The sequence below is a fragment of the Zeimonas sediminis genome (assembly GCF_023721795.1).
Classification (GTDB): domain Bacteria; phylum Pseudomonadota; class Gammaproteobacteria; order Burkholderiales; family Burkholderiaceae_E; genus Zeimonas; species Zeimonas sediminis.
Genome location: NZ_JAMQYE010000001.1, coordinates 2,832,890 through 2,849,216 on the forward strand (window position 1 = coordinate 2,832,890; position 16,327 = coordinate 2,849,216).

Below are 16,327 nucleotides of genomic sequence, written 5' to 3' on the forward strand. Positions count from 1 at the left end.
GCACGGACACATCGCCATGCAGTGGGAAATCGTCATCGGGCTGGAGACCCACGTCCAGCTCGCAACCCGCTCGAAGATCTTCTCCGGGGCTTCCACCGCGTTCGGCGCCGAGCCGAACACGCAGGCCTGCCCGGTCGACCTGGCGCTGCCCGGCGTGCTGCCGGTGGCCAACCGGGCGGCCGTCGATTGCGCGATCCGCTTCGGGCTGGCCGTCGGCGCCGCGATCGCGCCGCGCTCGGTCTTCGCGCGCAAGAACTACTTCTATCCCGACCTGCCCAAGGGTTACCAGATCAGCCAGTACGAGATCCCGGTCGTGTCCGGGGGCGGCCTGGCGATCGCCTGGAAGACCGAGGGCAAGGGCGGCGAGGGCCAAGTCCACGAGAAGTTCGTCAACCTGACTCGCGCCCATCTCGAGGAGGACGCCGGCAAGTCGCTGCACGAGGACTTCCACGGCATGTCCGGCATCGACCTGAATCGCGCCGGCACGCCGCTGCTCGAGATCGTCACCGAGCCCGACATGCGCTCGGCGAAGGAGGCGGTCGCCTACGCCAAGGCGCTGCACGGGCTGGTCGTCTGGCTCGGCATCTGCGACGGCAACATGCAGGAAGGCTCGTTCCGCTGCGACGCGAACGTGTCGGTGCGGCCGGTCGGCCAGGCCGAGTACGGCACGCGCTGCGAGATCAAGAACCTGAACTCCTTCCGCTTCCTGGAGCGGGCGATCGATTTCGAGGTTCGCCGCCAGATCGAGCTGATCGAGGACGGCGGGCGCGTCGTGCAGGAAACCCGGCTCTACGACCCGGATCGCGACGAGACGCGGTCGATGCGCAGCAAGGAAGAGGCGCACGACTACCGCTACTTCCCCGACCCCGACCTGCCGCCGCTGGTGATCGAGCCCGAGTGGATCGAGCGGGTGCGCGCCTCGCTGCCCGAGCTGCCGGCCGGCATGCGCAGGCGTTTCGTCGAGGCCTACGGGCTGGGCGGCTACGACGCGACCACGCTGACCGCGACCCGCGACACCGCCGCCTACTTCGACGCGGTCGTGGCGGCGCTGGTCGCTGCGGCCGGCGACAAGGCCGACGTGGCGGCGCTGGCCAAGGCCGCGGCCAACTGGGTGATGGTCGACGTCGCCGCGGCGCTGAACCGCGACGACCTCGAGATCGGCGCCTGCCCGGTCGCGCCCGCGCAGCTCGCCGGCCTGCTGCGCCGGATCCAGGACGGCACGATCTCCGGCAAGATCGCCCGCGACGTGTTCGCGGCAATGTGGGCCGAGCCCGCCGAGGGCGACGACCTCGCCGACCGGATCATCGAGTCGCGTGGCCTGAAGCAGATCAGCGACGCCGGCGCGATCGAGAAGATCGTCGACGAGGTGCTGGCCGCCAACCCGAAGTCGGTCGAGGAGTTCCGCGCCGGCAAGGAGAAGGCCTTCAACGCTCTGGTCGGCCAGGTGATGAAGGCCACGAAGGGCAAGGCGAATCCGCAGCAGGTCAACGAGCTGCTGAAGGCCCGGCTGGGCTGAGCAGCCGCGCCGGCCGGCCCCGCACTCGCCGGACCGGAGGCACTTCGCCGCCGAGCGCCGCACGCACTTCGCCTGCCGCCGCCCGCAGCGCTTCGCCGATCAGCGCGATGCGCTCTTGCGGCATTCGCTCGTTCAGTGCGGCGACGCTAATCGCTGCGAACGGCCTGCCCATCGAATCGTTCACGCATACCCCGACGGCCGTGATGCCGAGCGTGACCCGGTTGCGGATGATGGCGAGCCCGGTCTCGCGCGTCGCGGAGATCGCGCGCTGCAGCGCCTCTCGCGACAGTCCGGCGGACGCGAGTTGTCGCTCGACGCGCGCGATGACCTCGGCGATCTCCGCGTCGGGCAGTGCGGCCATGACTGCCAGGCCGCCCGCGCCCAGCCCGAGGGGCCGGCGGCTGCCGACGTCGAGCGTGAGCGCGCGAATCGGAAACGCGCCTTCCCTGCGATGCATGCAGACGGCTTCGTCGCCGCTACGAACGACCAGGTACACCGTGTCCTCGGTTTCGTCGGCCAGCCTGGCCATCGCGCCGTCGAACAGGTCGCGGACGTCGAACTGCGCGGCGCCCGCCAGCCCCAGTTCGAAGGCGAGCGGGCCGAGCGCATAGCGGCGGCTCTCGGCATCGCGCACCGCGAGCCGCTCGTCGACGAGCTGCGCCAGCAGGCGATGAACCGACGGGTGCGGCAGGCCCGCACGCGAGGCCAGCTCGGTCAGGGCCAGGCCACGGCGACCGGCCGCCGCGAGCAACCTGAGCAGCGCAACGCCGCGTCGCAGCGATCCGGATTCGGTGGACATCGGAACTTGTGTTCGTTTATCGGACAAACAGCTGGGGTCGCGAGCCAATGAAACTTAACATCCTCTCAAGACTCTCGTGGAAAATTGTTCGATGAGCGGAAACTGTGGTTCCTTGGCGGGCAAGGTCGCGGTCGTTACCGGCGGCAGCAGCGGAATCGGCGCGGCGTCCGTGCGGCAGCTCGCCGAGGCTGGCGCGCGCGTGGTGATCGGATACAACCTTGGGGCCGAACGCGCCGAGGCGCTGCGCGCGGCGCTACCGGGCAGCGGCCATCGCTGCGCCCGAATTCCGCTCGAGGACCCGCAGGCGATCGCGGTCCTGGCGGCCGAACTGGGCCGTGACGACACGCGCGTCGACATCCTGGTCAACTCCGCGGGCTTCACCCGGCCGATCCCGCACGCGGATCTCGAGACCCTCGACGACGCGCTCTTCGGCGAGATCCTGCTGGCCAACGCCCGCGGCCCCTACTCGGTGATACGCGCCCTGCTGCCGCTGCTGAAGGCCTCGGGCGACGCGGTAGTGGTCAACGTGTCTTCGATCTCCGCCTTCACCGGATCGGGCAGCAACATCGCCTACTGCGCGGCCAAGGCAGCGCTGGACACGATGACGATGTCGCTTGCCCGGGTGTTCGGGCCGGAAGTTCGCTTCCTGTGCGTGTCGCCGGGCGCGGTCGCCACCGATTTCGTTGCCGGACGCGACCGCTCTGCGCTCGAGAAGCAGGCGGTGAACACGCCGCTCAAGCGCGTCGTCGAGGCCGAGGACGTGGCGGCGGCGGTCATGGCCTGCGTGACCCATCTTCGCGCGGCCACCGGAACGCGTATTGTCGTCGACGGCGGCCGCCATCTCTGACCGCGGCGGGCACGCCTGGCGCGAACGATTCAAGGAGGAAATCCGATGCTCTGCAAGAAGCTGCATCACGCGGCATTCCGCTGCACGGACGCGCGCGCGACCGTCGACTTCTACACGAAGGTGCTGGGCCTCAAGTTCTCGCACGCGATGGGGGAGGACCACGTGCCGTCCACCGGCCAGTACAGCCCGCACATCCACATCTTCCTGGAGATGGAAGATGGCAGCTCGATCGCCTTCTTCGAGTGCCCGAACGATCCCGGGGACATCAAGGACCGCGAGTCGCCCGGGTGGATCCAGCACTTCGCTTTCGAGGTCGAGAACGTCGAGACCCTGCTGCGCGCCAAGCAGGATCTCGAGAGCAAGGGCATCGAGGTCGTCGGCCCCACCAACCACGACGACTTCATCCTGTCGATCTATTTCTTCGACCCGTCGGGGCATCGCCTCGAGTTGACCGCCCGAACCTGCCACGACTCCGCGCGGATGCAGGCCTTCGTCGACGAGGCCCCGAAGGTGCTCGAGCTCTGGGAGAAGACGCACGACTGGTCGCAGCGCGAGACGCTGTTCGGCGCCCGCAGCGGATACGCGCGCGATGCCCGCTGAGCGTGGATGCGTGGCCGACGCGCGCCTGGCGTCCTGCAATAACGAAACGCACAAGAGGAGAAGACAGATGTTCCGACGCACGATCGCGGCGATCGCCGCAACCTGCCTTGCCCTGGCCTTCGGGTCCGCCGCGGCCGACGACTACCCGTCGCGCCCGATCTCGCTGGTGCATGGATTCGGAGCCGGCGGCAACGCCGATGTACTGTCCCGGCTGATCGGCGAGCGCCTGCAGGCCTCGATGGGCCAGCCTGTCGTCGTGGAGGCCAAGACGGGCGCCGGCGGGACGATCGCGTCGAACCTCGTCGCCAAGGCGAAGCCCGACGGCTACACGCTGATCATGCAGACCGGCGGCCACGCGGTGTCCGGGGCGCTGTACAAGGCCCTTCCCTATGACACCGTCGAGGATTTCGACTGGGTGTCCACCGTGACCACGTTTCCGTTCGTGATCGGGGTGCGCGCCGAGAATCCCGTGCAGACGCTCGCCGAGCTGCTCGAGCGTGCGAAGCGCGAGCCGGGCAAGGTCACCTTCACCTCGGTCGGTGTCGGCTCGACCCAGCACCTGACCGGCGAACTGCTCGCCTCGACCGCCGGTGTGCAGATGCTGCACATTCCCTATCGGGGCGGCGGCGCGACCATCGCTGCAGTGCTGGCAGGAGACGTGGAGGTGCTGGTGGACACGATCACCGTCGCCGGGCCGCACATCAAGGCCGGAAAGATCCGCCCGCTCGCGGTCACGAGCGCCCAGCCGTGGCCGGCGCTTCAGGGGGTTCCGACGGTGGCGTCCGCGCTGCCCGGATTCGAGGTGCGCTCCTGGCTCGGGATTGCTGCGCCGAAGGGCCTGCCCGCGCCAGTGCTAGCGAGGCTCAATGCGGAGATCCGGAAGGCGCTCGAGCATCCGGAAACCAAGGCACGTATCGAGGCTGCCGGCAGCGAGGCGCGCGGCAACGCGCCCGAAGAGATGAAGAAGATGGTCGCCAGCGAGGTCGCACGCTGGCAGAAGGTGGTGGCGGACGCGGGAATCGAGCGTCGCTGAATCTGCCTTCTCGCAACCGACGGTCAGCCGGCTCTGCCGCGTGACCGTGCAGCGGGTCGACGGCTCGGTGCGGACCTTCGATTACGTCGAGCAGCCGAACGGGAGTGTCGGCGATCGGGTGCGCATCGAGAGCGACCAGTTGTGCCGCCAGGCCGGGCAGTCGAGCCGGCGCCCGGGTCGCTCAGACCCCGTAGCGCTCCCGGTACGCCTGTACCTGCGGCCGGTACTCGGCCAGCGCTTGCGCCTCCGCGCCCCCCGACTCCAGGAAGGCGAGCAGGTCGGCCAGCGATGCGATCGCGATCACCGGGATGCCGTACAGCCTGGCCACGTCCTGAGTGGCCGAGTGCTCGGAAGGCTTGACCGCGTCGCCGCCGCGCTCCTGTCGGTCGAGCGCGATCAGCACGCCCGAGGGCTCGGCGCCGGCCGCGCGGATCAGCTCCACCGATTCGCGCACCGAGGTGCCGGCCGAGATCACGTCGTCGATGATCACCACCTTGCCCTTCATCGGCGCGCCGATCAGCGACCCGCCCTCGCCGTGGTCCTTCGCTTCCTTTCGATTGAAGGCGAAGGGCAGGTTGCGGCCCATGCCGGCCAGCGCCACCGCGGTGGCCGACGCCAGCGTGATGCCCTTGTAGGCGGGGCCGAACAGCATGTCGCAGGACAGCCTGCCCGCGGCCTCGGCCTCGAGCAGCGTGCGCGCATAGAACTCGCCGAGCCTGCCGAGCAGCGCGCCGTCGTTGAAGAGGCCCGCGTTGAAGAAGTAGGGCGACAGCCGCCCGGCCTTGGTCTTGAACTCGCCGAAGCGCAGCACGCCGGCCGCGAGGGCGAAGCGAATAAACTCTTGCCTGGTATCCATCTCGATAGTGTAGCGGCCCGATGCTCCGTGTGATCTCGCTGAACCTGAACGGCATCCGCTCGGCCGCCCGCAAGGGCTGGCTCGAGTGGGCGGCGGCCCAGCAGGCCGACGTGATGTGCGTGCAGGAACTGAAGGCCCAGGAGGCCGACCTGGACGACTCGCTGCGCGAGGTCGGCGGCATGCAAGGCCATTTCCACTTCGCCGAGAAGAAGGGCTACAGCGGTGTGGGCATCTACTCGAAAAAGGCGCCGCGGGCGGTGCGGATCGGCTTCGGCAACGACGAGTTCGACGCCGAGGGCCGCTATGTCGAGGCCGACTTCGGCGCCTTCACCGCGGTGTCGATCTACCTGCCCTCGGGTTCGAGCTCGGAAGAGCGCCAGCAGGCGAAGTTCCGCTTCATGGACTGCTTCCTGCCCCACTTGGTCGAGCTGGCCGCCAGCGGCCGCGAGATCGTCCTGTGCGGCGACTGGAACATTGCGCACATGGAGAAGGACCTGAAGAACTGGCGCAGCAACCAGAAGAACTCGGGCTTCCTGCCCGAAGAGCGGGCCTGGCTCACCCGCGTGTTCGACGAGGTCGGCTGGATCGACGTCTATCGCCGGTTGCATCCGGAGGCCACCGACGAGAGCTACACTTGGTGGAGCAACCGTGGCCAGGCCTGGGCGAAGAACGTGGGCTGGCGGCTCGACTACCAGATCGCCACGCCGGGGCTGGCGGCCACTGCGAAGCGCGCCGCGGTCTACAAGGACCAGCGCTTCAGCGACCATGCGCCACTGACGATCGATTACGACTTGCGGTCCTGAGCGTTCGGGATCCGCGCAGGTCCGCCGCTCTCCCTTCCACGACGTCACGACCCGATCCCTTCAACGACAGGAGAAAAGCATGGGGTTCTTCAGCAAGATTCTCGAGAAGCTCGGCTTCGGTGAGGCCAAGGCCGCCCAGGCTCAGCCCGCGCCGGGCGCCACTGCGGGTGCCGCGCCGGCCGCCGCCCCCAAACCGATGGCGATGGTCGACGTGGTCGCGCAGCTCGAGCAGAAGGCCGCGGCCAACCCGCAGAAGCTCAACTGGCGAACGTCGATCGTCGACCTGCTGAAGCTGCTCGATCTCGACAGCAGCTTCGCCGCCCGCAAGGAGCTGGCGGCCGAGCTCGGCTGCCCGGCCGACAAGATGGGCGACTCGGCGCAGATGAACATGTGGCTGCACAAGACCGTGCTGCAGAAGATCGCCGACAACGGCGGCAACGTGCCGAAGGAACTGCTCGACTGACGCGGCCGCGGCGGGCCGGCAGGCCCGCCGACGCAGGCCCTCAGCGCACGGCCTGTCCGGTGTTCGATCGGTAGGGTGGCAAGGCCGCGACGGCCACGCCCCGCGTGCGCGCGTAGACCGGCAGCGTGGCCTGCAGGTTCCGGCGGATCTCCTCGATCCGTGTCTCGTGCGACGGATGCGTGGACAGCCACTGCGGCGGCTGCCCCTTCGAGGCTGCCGCCATCTTCTGCCACAGCACGATGCCGGCGCGCGGGTCGAAGCCGGCGCGCGCGGCGATGTCCATGCCGACCAGGTCGGCCTCGACCTCGTCGTCGCGTCCGAACTTCAGCATCGTGAGGCGCGCGGCGCCCGAGGCGAGCTGCCCGCCGATGTCGCCGAAGCCGAAGAGCTGCGACAGGATCGACGCGCCGACGGTCAGGCCCTGGGCAAGCGCGCCCTTGCCGGCCCGTTCGCGGCCGTGCTCGCGCAGCGCGTGCGCGATCTCGTGGCCCATGACGATCGCGACCTCGTCGTCGGTGAGTTTCAGCGTGTCGAGGATGCCGGTGTAGAAGACGATCTTTCCGCCCGGCATGCACAGCGCGTTGACCTGCTTCGACGCGATCAGGTTGACTTCCCAGTTCCAGTGCACCGCGCGCTCGTTGAAGCGGACCGCGTGCGGGATCAGCCGGCCGGCGATGCGGTGCAGCCGCTGCAACTGCGGATGGTTCTCCGGCGCCAGCGCCTTAGCCGACCGGGCCTGCTTCAGCAGCTCGCGGTACTGGCTCGCGGCCTGGGCCTCGACCTGTTCGGCGGGCACCAGTTCGGCGATCCGGCTGCGCGGCGCGACGGCGATGCCGTCGGCCTGGGCGGGCGCCGCCTGGCCGGCGGCCGGCTCCGGGCGCTGCTGGGCGAGCGCAGGCGGTGTCGCCGCGGCGAGCGCCAGGGAGAGCGAGAGCGCCTGGAAGAACCGCCTGTCCATCGCACACAAGATCGGGTCTCTGCGGTCCTGAGTCAAGCGCCGGCCTGACGACGCGGACATGGCCCTGGCCTCGGGGGCGTTGCCCGGTCGCCCCCTGGGAGCGTGGCCGGGTCGCGGAGCGTTGTTGCACGTGGACGACAGTCCTCTGCAGCCGGACATTGCCGCGCGGCGCATCGCGATGGTCCGGCGGTAGAGTGCTTCCTTCTGCCGTGTCCACGGGTCGGGTCCGCGCGTGGCCGCGCCGCCTGCCCGCTTCCGAACGGGGCCACCTTCTTCCAGCCGATGTCCGCAGGAGCCTCCAGCTCGCGCCTTTCAGCGCTGGCGCCACCTCGGTTTGCAGCGCTGTCGACAATGCCTCGTGCGCGCGGGCGACCGGCCGCGCGTTTCCAGGGGGGCCTGGCGGTGGCGGGACCCGGCGGGGCGACCGCCGAGCGCCGGGCGCGTGCCCGATGACGAGGACGGATCCCTACAGCGGCTCGCGCATCGCGCGGGGCGTGATCCACCTCCTGGGAGGCAAGGCGCTCGTCTCGGTCGCCGGGATCGGGACTTTCCTGGTCCTCGTGCAGGCCCTGCCGGTCGAGCAGTTCGCGGCCTACACGGTGCTCTTCGCGCTCGTGGAGCTCGTCGATGCCCTCAGCGGGGTCGGCGTGCCGCACGTCCTGGCGCGCTATGTGCCGGAGCTGTACGCCGCGCACAGGAGAAGAACGGTGCGACACCTGGTCGTCGTCGCGCTGGCGTTGCGCGGCGCACTGCTCTTCGCCTTCGCCGGCGTGGCCTACCTGCTGGTGCCGGTCGTCGCGCCCATGGTCGGGCTGACGGGTTGGGAGCCCGCCTTCCGGCTCTATCTGGTCGTCGTCGTCTTGCGCGTGTTCGCGCAGGCCGTGTTCGGAGTCCTCGAGTCGATGCTGCACCAGAGCCTTGCCCAGCTCGGGGCCGGAAGCGTCACGCTGTCGCGCTTCGTCCTTCTCTGGGGGGCCGCTGCGCAGGCGAAGCTCGACCTGCATCTCGTGATCCTGATCGAGCTTGCAACCGAAGCTGTCGGCGTTCTGCTGCTGTGCGGCGGACTTGCGCGAACCCTCTCGCTCCGGGCCGATGATGGAGGCGAAGACGGAGCCGGCTGGGTGCGGGCCAACTTGCGGCGGATGCTCGACTTCGGATTCAAGGGATACCTGCAGCACCTGCTGATCATGCCTTTCGGCGGCGCCGTCCAGCGCCTGATCGTCGGCGCATCGCTATCGACCGCCGATGTCGCGCTGTTCGGCTTCGCCCGCTCCGTGGCGGACCTCGCTAGGCGCTACCTGCCGGCAACCATGCTGGCGGGCGTGATCAGGCCCGTCCTCACCGCCCGCTACGTGAGCGATCGGCGGTTCGAGGACCTCGTGAGAGCCGCGAATCTGGTCTTCAAGGTCAACGCGATCGGGATCTGCCTAGGCATCGTGGTGCTGCACGCCGGCGGCAGGGGGCTGGTCGACGCGGTCACGTCGGCCAAGTACGGGGAGGGCGCCGTCATCCTGCTGCTGCTGATGCTGGCAGTGCTCCTCGTCTCGTCATTGCGCCTGATGCTGGACCACGTCAGCCACGCCGTCGAGCGAAACGGCCCTCTCGTCGTTTCCAACGCAGTGATCACGCTCTCGATCCTGCCCGGCATCGCGATCCTGCCCGTGGCTGGCGTCTACGCCCTGCCGCTCAGCAATCTCCTGGGATTGGGCTTCGGTTGCTTCGTGCTCGTCCGGTGGCTGCGGGCTGGGGGCTTCGACTACCGCTACGATGCAGCGGGGGCGGGAAAGATGTTGCTGGCCTCGGCGGGTGGCATGGCGGCCGGCCAGGTTTCCACCGCTCTGCAGGCGAACTGGATGCTGTCCGTCGCTTGCGCCGTCCTCGGCTTCGCGGTGGTGGCATTCGCATCTCGGCCGTTCGACACCGCGGATCGGGCGCTCATGGCGGCGATGTTCAGGCGCCGATAGCCCGCCACGACCGGACTCCCGCCACCGCCGGATCGGGGGCGGCCCTTGCGGCGGCAGGGTACTCGGCCCTCAAGCCGCCGAGGACTCCGCTTCCGCCGGTTCCAGGTCGGCCTGGAAAAGCGGGCGGCCGTCCAGGTGCGCCGGCAGTCTGCAGCCCATCAACTGCAGGATGGTCGGAGCGAAATCAACGGCCGCGGCGGTGGGCAGGCTGGTGCCGGCCGCGATGCCTGGACCGGCTGCCGCGACGAATCCGCGGTTCCAGTGGGTGCCCGCCCGGAAGTGAGGAAAGGGGCCGATGCGCCCGAAGTCGGGGCTGTCGACGACGTCGGTGATCCGCTCGTGCCAGAGCACGTCGAGGTCGAACTCGGGCAGTTTCGGGTCGTCGGCGAGGCTGTCGCGGCGGGTCCGGTAGACCGCCTTGACCAGGGGCTCGCCCGAGCGGGCGTCGCGCAGGCGGCGGAGGTGGCCCTCGATCTCGGTGCACAGCGCATCGTAGTCGCCGGGTTCGACGATGCCGTGCGGGTCGCGCCCGCGCAGGTTGATGCGGATGCGTCCCTTGGTGAAGCCGGGCAGCGCGAAGGCCTTCATCTTCGGCCACATCGGGCGATACCACATCGCCGGATGCCAGAGCATCTCTTCGTCCCTGGCCTGGTCGGTGAAGGGGGAGGCGAGGTCGTGGTACGAGCCCTTCAGGAGCGAGCCGGGCAGCCTGGAGCGCACGAACCGGGCGATCGGGCTGGTGCCGTTGTAGCGGGTCCAGAGTTCGCCGATCCAGGACTTGCGGCGCGGGTGGGTGATCAGGGGGCCCGGCGGGGAGTCGCTGCCGGCGGCGCCGAGGGCGGCCGAGCCCGGGAAGTTGAAGCGGTAGAGCAGCTCCGAGATCACGACGGAGCTGAGCAGGTCGCTGTAGTTGGGTCCCATGCCGTGCAGGGAGAAGCACATCAGCACGGCGTCCGAGGGCGCCTTGGCGGCGATTTCGCCGATCGCCCGGTCGACGTCCTGGTAGGTGCGAAGCAGCAAGTCCTCGGCCGGGCGCTCCGAAGCGAGGGCCGAGTACAGGGGGTGGTCGGGCTGGCTGAAGCAGTAGACGTCATGGCCGGCGGTGTGGGGCTCGGCGAAGACCGCCAGGAACAGGTCCCAGTCGTCGCGCTCCATGAGGTCCAGGCAGATCGCGGTGCGCGCGCGCACGCTCGAGGCCAGCGCGCCGTCGAGCCACTTCAGGTAGTCCTTGTCCCACCAGATGCCGTTGTCCTTGAAGACCACGGCGTTCTCGCCGTGGCGCCGGCTCAGCTCGTCGAACAGGCCCGCGGGATTCGAGTGGCGGCCGGTCAGCGGATGGTGGCCGCCCCATCCCAGGACCTGGACGCCGTCGACGCGATCGGACAGGCGGGTGATGGGCAGGTCGAACACCGCGACCTTCCGCTTCTCGCCCAGCGCGTAGAAGGGCTCGAAGGCGTCGAAGGCCGGCAACCCCTCGTCGATCGTCGAGATTCCGTACTCGCCGGGCGTGTACCGGAAGGCGGACCACGCGCCGGTCTTGTTCTGGCGGCACCCGGTCGCGAACTCGACCCAGAGCGGCTCGGTCTCGAAGGCCTCGACTCGCTCCCCGTGCAACTCGGCGCTTCCCCGCACCCGTCCGTATGCGCCTTCCGTTCGGAGCCTGGCGATGTTCGGCAGATGGCCCTCGGCCATCCACTTCTCGATCAGGACGGGATCGGCAGCATCCAGGCCGATCGCAATCACGCGCCGTGCGGGCGGCCGACTGTCGTCGTGCTGGGCAGGTCCTTCGACGCTGGGGCGCGAACGGGGATCGGATCGCATTGGCTTCCCGAGCGCGCCGCTACAAGGCGCGCAGATGATTTCGGCGGGGCGGATATGTCCACGATCATGATCGCATACCCTTGCCGTCCCGCCCGTGACGGACGTCACTCCGGGGGGCGCCTAGCGATCTCAGGCCGATTGGCAGACCGGCCCGGTGGATGGTGTTTCCGCGGGCGAAAGCCCTCCAGACGGCACTTTCCTGGGGAAGAGGGGTACGCCATCCATGTGGCCGGGGACCGGGCATCCCAGGAACTGAAGAATGGTGGCCGGCAGGTCGACCGCCGCGGCGGTGGGCAGGCTGGTGCCGGCCGCGATGCCCGGACCGGCTGCGGCCACGAATCCGCGGTTCCAGTGTCCGCCCGCCCGGAAGTGAGGAAAGGGGCCGATGCGCCCGAAGTCGGGGCTGTCGACGACGTCGGTGATCCGCTCGTGCCAGAGCACGTCGAGGTCGAACTCGGGCAGTTTCGGGTCGTCGGCGAGGCTGTCGCGGCGGGTCCGGTAGACCGCCTTGACCAGGGGCTCGCCCGAGCGGGCGTCGCGCAGGCGGCGGAGGTGGCCCTCGATCTCGGTGCACAGCGCATCGTAGTCGCCGGGTTCGACGATGCCGTGCGGGTCGCGCCCGCGCAGGTTGATGCGGATGCGTCCCTTGGTGAAGCCGGGCAGCGCGAAGGCCTTCATCTTCGGCCACATCGGGCGATACCACATCGCCGGATGCCAGAGCATCTCTTCGTCCCTGGCCTGGTCGGTGAAGGGGGAGGCGAGGTCGTGGTACGAGCCCTTCAGGAGCGAGCCGGGCAGCCTGGAGCGCACGAACCGGGCGATCGGGCTGGTGCCGTTGTAGCGGGTCCAGAGTTCGCCGATCCAGGACTTGCGGCGCGGGTGGGTGATCAGGGGGCCCGGCGGGGAGTCGCTGCCGGCGGCGCCGAGGGCGGCCGAGCCCGGGAAGTTGAAGCGGTAGAGCAGCTCCGAGATCACGACGGAGCTGAGCAGGTCGCTGTAGTTGGGTCCCATGCCGTGCAGGGAGAAGCACATCAGCACGGCGTCCGAGGGCGCCTTGGCGGCGATTTCGCCGATCGCCCGGTCGACGTCCTGGTAGGTGCGAAGCAGCAAGTCCTCGGCCGGGCGCTCCGAAGCGAGGGCCGAGTACAGGGGGTGGTCGGGCTGGCTGAAGCAGTAGACGTCATGGCCGGCGGTGTGGGGCTCGGCGAAGACCGCCAGGAACAGGTCCCAGTCGTCGCGCTCCATGAGGTCCAGGCAGATCGCGGTGCGCGCGCGCACGCTCGAGGCCAGCGCGCCGTCGAGCCACTTCAGGTACTCCTTGTCCCACCAGATGCCCGTGTCCTTATGGAAGATCGCGTTCCGGCCGTGGCGCTCCGTCAATTCGGAAAGCAGCGCCCGCGGTACGGAGTGCCTTTCGGTGTGAGGGAAGTGCCCGCCCCATCCCAGGACCTGGATTCCGTTGACGCGATCGGACAAGCGGGTGATGGGCAGGTCGAACACCGCGACCTTCCGCTGCTCGCCCAGCGCGTAGAAGGGCTCGAAGGCGTCGAAGGCGGGCAGTTCCTCGTCGATTCGCCTGACCCGGCCGGTGGCGGGGGAGAAGCTCGTCGAGTCCCAGGCTCCCGAACTCGTCGGGTTGCAGCCCGTCACGAAATCGACCCAGAGAGGCTCCGTGGCGAACAATTCCATCTGCTCGCCACGGAACTCGACGGTGCTCTTCAGGCGTCCGTAGGCACCGGCATTCCGGATCCTGGCGAGGTTGGGCAGATGGCCCCCATCCATCCATCTCTCTACGAGGACGGGGTCGGCGGCATCCAGGCCGATCGCGATCACGGGCTGAGACATTTCGAGGCTGCGCTCTTCGATGCAGAAACGGGGGGGGGAGTTTCGCACGGTGGATGCACGTACCGCCTGTGACCAGGCGCACGATTGCTGCGCTTTCTCAACTCCCGGCGATTCGGCTACGGCCGTTGCCGCACATCGGGGCGCCATCCGTTCACGCCCGATCGGGTCGGCTCCGCTCCGCCCCGCCCGGAGGAGTTCCCGGATTCCCGTGTCGTCCGTTGCGGAGCGGCGACAGTCCGCTCGCGCCGGCAGCGCGCGTGCGGTCGCTCTGCGCTGACCGACGGTAAAGTCCCCCTTTCGTCGGCCCCGACGGTCGGGCCGTCGCGCCGGCCTTCCGCTCCCCTGCTAGCCTCCGGCGAGAGCCATTCCCGTCCGATCGATGTTCCCCAGACCTTCGAGCTTGCGTTTCACGGCGCTGGCGGCCGCAGTCTGCGTCGCGCTGGGTGCCGATGCGGCCTTCGCGCAGGCGTCGGATCAGCACGCCGCTGCCGTCGCCCGCGCCCGCGCGGGCGACCACGCCGGCGCGCTGGCCGAACTCGATGCGCTGGCCGCGCAACGCCCCGGCGATCGCGCGGTCCTGTTCGACCGGATCGTCGTGCTGGGCTGGGCCGGCCGCGACGCCGAGGCGCTCGCCCGCGCTTCCGGCCTGGACCTGGCCGGCGCGCCCGCCTACGTCTACGAGGCGCTCGGCCGCTCCGCCCGAAACCTGAAACGCTACGAACTGGCGCAGTCGTTGTATCGCCGCTCGATGGCGCTGCATCCGGATCGCGCCGACAGCCGGATCGGGCTCGCGATGACCTTGTCCGACCTGGGCGACCACGCCGCCGCGGCCAGGCTGCTCGACGAGGCGCTCGCCGCCGCGCCGGGCTCGGCGGACCTGCTCGAGGCTCGCGGGCTGGCCGCCGAGTATTCCGGCGACTGGCTCGGCGCGCTGGCCTTCCACCAGAGGGCGCTCAGGGCCGATCCGGCGCGCCGCGACGCGCTGCGCGGCGTCGTCCGCGCGGCCGGCCGGCTCGGCGCGCCGCAGCTGGCCGCCGACCTGGCCGGGCGCCACCCGGGCCTGATCGACGCGGCCGAAGCGCGCGCGCTCGCCGACGATGCCTCGGCCCTGCAGATCCGCTGGGGGCGCATCGAGGAGCGCGTCGAGACCGGCGATGCGCGTTTTGCGTGGATCGACCGCGCGCTGCGGCACAGCGAGCCGGTCGCGCAGAGGCTGGCCGGCGCCGGTGAAGCCGCCGCGGCGACCGCCGCCGGCTTCGACGAGGCCGATCGCCGGCTGCTCGCCGATCGACTGGTGGCGCTCGGGCTGCGCAAGCGCCACGAGGAGGCGGTCGGGCTGCACGACGAGATGGTCGCCGCCGGCATGCAGGTGCCGGCCTACGCGCGCGGGTCGGTCGCGGATTCGCTGCTGGCGCTGCGCCGCCCGGAGCAGGCGATCGTTCTCTTCCGCGAGGCGCTCGCGGCGCAGCCCGACGATTTCGGCCTCTCCCTCGCGCTCTTCTTCGCGCTGGTCGAAGCCGAGCGGATCGACGAGGCGACCGATCACATCGACGCGCTGGCCGCCCGCACCCCGAAGTGGCTGCGCGGCCGGGCGAACCACGATGCGGTGACCGCGCGCACCGCGCAGGCGCTCGCCAGGCTCTACGGCGACCGGCTCGATCAGGCCGAATCGCGAAGCCGGGGGCTGTCGACCGAGCTGCCCTACAACGCGCAGGTCCGCGAGGCCTTCGCTGCGACCGCGCTGGCCCGCGGCTGGCCGAGGCTGGCCGACGAGGAGTTCCGCCGCGCGATGGCGGTGGACCCGACCAGCGCCGGCCTGCGGGCGCAGCGCGTCGCGCCGCTGCTCGACGTGCACGCCTGGGACGAGGCGCGCGCCGAGCTCGAGGCGGCGAGCGCGATGCGGCCCGACGATCATCGCGTGCGCCGGGCGGCCGACCTGTGGGCGGTGCACGGCCTGCGCGAGATCGAGGCATCCGCCGCCTGGGGCACCTCGGGCGGCGCGACGCCCACCGGCACCGACGACTGGCGCGCCGAGGCGAGGCTCTACACGAGGCCGCTGGCGACGAACTGGCGGGTCTTCGGCCAGGCGCTGCGCGCGCGCGCCGAATTCGACGACGGCGTGGCCCGCTGGCATCGCGAGGGCGCCGGGCTGGAGTACCGGGCCCGCGACCTGCGCCTGGCCGGCGCGGTCACCGACGGCTCGGCCGACCGGATCGGGATCGAGGCCTCGGCGGCCTGGCAGCTCGACGATCGCTGGTCGCTGGACGCGCAGGCCGCGAGCGTCAGCAGCAACCTGCCGCTGCAGGCATGGAAGGCGGGCGTGCGCGCGAGCGAGGCCGCGCTGGGTGCGCGCTACGCGGTCAACGAATCGCGCGGCTTCGGCGTCGGACTGTCACGCATGGACTTCAGCGACGACAACCAGCGCGACCGCTGGTGGGCGTCGTGGTTCGAGCGCTGGGTGTCCGAGCCGCGCTGGCGGCTCGAGTCGACCGCCGCGATCGGCGGGTCGAGCAACTCGCTGGCCGGCGCGCCCTACTTCAATCCCGGCAGCGACCTGACCGCGAGCGTCGAGGTGGCCGGCGAATGGCTGAACTGGCGTCGCTACGAGCGGCAGTTCAGCCAGCGCTTCGCGGTCACGCTGGGCAGCTACGCGCAGGAGGGCTACGGCAGCGGCTCGATCGTCGGCGCGACGTACGAGCACGTGTGGGAGCTCGATCGGCGGCTCTACCTGAGGTACGGGATCGGGCGGGTGCTGCGCCCCTACGACGGCGAGCGCTCGGGCCGCAGCCATGCCCACGTCGTGCTGGACGGGAGGTTCTGAG

The 16,327-nt window shown here is 70.2% G+C and carries 13 protein-coding genes; 8 read left to right on the forward strand and 5 right to left on the reverse strand.

The genetic code is table 11. From position 1 onward, the window contains the following. Positions 1-16 precede the first annotated feature (16 nt). Complete coding sequence (gene gatB / locus M6I34_RS13395) at positions 17-1,516, forward strand: Asp-tRNA(Asn)/Glu-tRNA(Gln) amidotransferase subunit GatB (RefSeq protein WP_272486177.1); 1,500 nt, start codon at positions 17-19, stop codon at positions 1,514-1,516. Here gatB and M6I34_RS13400 read toward each other — a convergent pair. Beyond that, the gene (locus M6I34_RS13400) at positions 1,485-2,315 is read right to left on the reverse strand and encodes an IclR family transcriptional regulator (protein WP_272486178.1); all 831 of its coding nucleotides are present in this window, start codon (positions 2,313-2,315) and stop codon (positions 1,485-1,487) included. The genes gatB and M6I34_RS13400 overlap by 32 nt on opposite strands. Positions 2,316-2,406: 91 nt before the next feature. Here M6I34_RS13400 and M6I34_RS13405 point away from each other — a divergent pair, with 91 nt between their 5' ends. The 3 genes from M6I34_RS13405 to M6I34_RS13415 are packed head-to-tail and all read left to right on the forward strand — an operon-like array spanning position 2,407 to position 4,795. Beyond that, complete coding sequence (locus tag M6I34_RS13405) at positions 2,407-3,162, forward strand: SDR family NAD(P)-dependent oxidoreductase (RefSeq protein WP_272486179.1); 756 nt, start codon at positions 2,407-2,409, stop codon at positions 3,160-3,162. 45 nt (positions 3,163-3,207) lie between these two features. Then, positions 3,208-3,762 carry a VOC family protein gene (locus M6I34_RS13410; protein ID WP_272486180.1) on the forward strand — a complete coding sequence of 185 codons (555 nt, stop codon included), beginning with the start codon at positions 3,208-3,210 and terminating at the stop codon, positions 3,760-3,762. Positions 3,763-3,772: 10 nt separating this feature from the next. After that, positions 3,773-4,795 (forward strand): Bug family tripartite tricarboxylate transporter substrate binding protein, encoded by a 1,023-nt coding sequence (locus M6I34_RS13415; protein WP_272486181.1) that lies wholly within the window; start codon positions 3,773-3,775, stop codon positions 4,793-4,795. Between the two features lie 181 nt (positions 4,796-4,976). Here the strand turns inward: M6I34_RS13415 and pyrE are convergent, their stop codons facing one another. Continuing rightward, complete coding sequence (gene pyrE, locus M6I34_RS13420) at positions 4,977-5,651, reverse strand: orotate phosphoribosyltransferase (RefSeq protein WP_272486182.1); 675 nt, start codon at positions 5,649-5,651, stop codon at positions 4,977-4,979. A 20-nt stretch (positions 5,652-5,671) separates the two neighbouring features. Between pyrE and M6I34_RS13425 the strand changes: the two genes are divergently transcribed. After that, positions 5,672-6,454 carry an exodeoxyribonuclease III gene (locus M6I34_RS13425; RefSeq protein WP_272486183.1) on the forward strand — a complete coding sequence of 261 codons (783 nt, stop codon included), beginning with the start codon at positions 5,672-5,674 and terminating at the stop codon, positions 6,452-6,454. Positions 6,455-6,533: 79 nt separating this feature from the next. Then, a complete protein-coding gene (locus M6I34_RS13430) occupies positions 6,534-6,917 on the forward strand; it encodes a DUF3597 domain-containing protein (RefSeq protein WP_272486184.1) in 384 nt (127 codons plus the stop codon). 40 nt (positions 6,918-6,957) lie between these two features. Here the strand turns inward: M6I34_RS13430 and M6I34_RS13435 are convergent, their stop codons facing one another. Further along, positions 6,958-7,875: a M48 family metallopeptidase gene (locus M6I34_RS13435; RefSeq protein WP_272486185.1), complete on the reverse strand. Its 918-nt coding sequence runs from the start codon at positions 7,873-7,875 to the stop codon at positions 6,958-6,960. A gap of 449 nt (positions 7,876-8,324) precedes the next feature. Here M6I34_RS13435 and M6I34_RS13440 point away from each other — a divergent pair, with 449 nt between their 5' ends. Next, complete coding sequence (locus M6I34_RS13440; RefSeq protein ID WP_272486186.1) at positions 8,325-9,839, forward strand: lipopolysaccharide biosynthesis protein; 1,515 nt, start codon at positions 8,325-8,327, stop codon at positions 9,837-9,839. A 69-nt stretch (positions 9,840-9,908) separates the two neighbouring features. On the opposite strand, the gene M6I34_RS13445 is transcribed toward M6I34_RS13440, so the two are convergent. Both M6I34_RS13445 and M6I34_RS13450 read right to left on the reverse strand, forming a co-directional pair. Beyond that, positions 9,909-11,582, reverse strand: coding sequence for an alkaline phosphatase family protein (locus M6I34_RS13445; RefSeq protein WP_272486187.1), 1,674 nt, complete (start codon positions 11,580-11,582; stop codon positions 9,909-9,911). Positions 11,583-11,789: 207 nt separating this feature from the next. Next, entirely contained in the window at positions 11,790-13,505 is a 1,716-nt protein-coding gene (locus M6I34_RS13450; protein WP_272486188.1) for an alkaline phosphatase family protein, read from the reverse strand. Between the two features lie 379 nt (positions 13,506-13,884). On the opposite strand from M6I34_RS13450, the gene pgaA reads away from it, so the two are divergent. After that, positions 13,885-16,326: a poly-beta-1,6 N-acetyl-D-glucosamine export porin PgaA gene (gene pgaA / locus M6I34_RS13455; RefSeq protein ID WP_272486189.1), complete on the forward strand. Its 2,442-nt coding sequence runs from the start codon at positions 13,885-13,887 to the stop codon at positions 16,324-16,326. The last annotated feature ends 1 nt before the right edge of the window (position 16,327 follow it).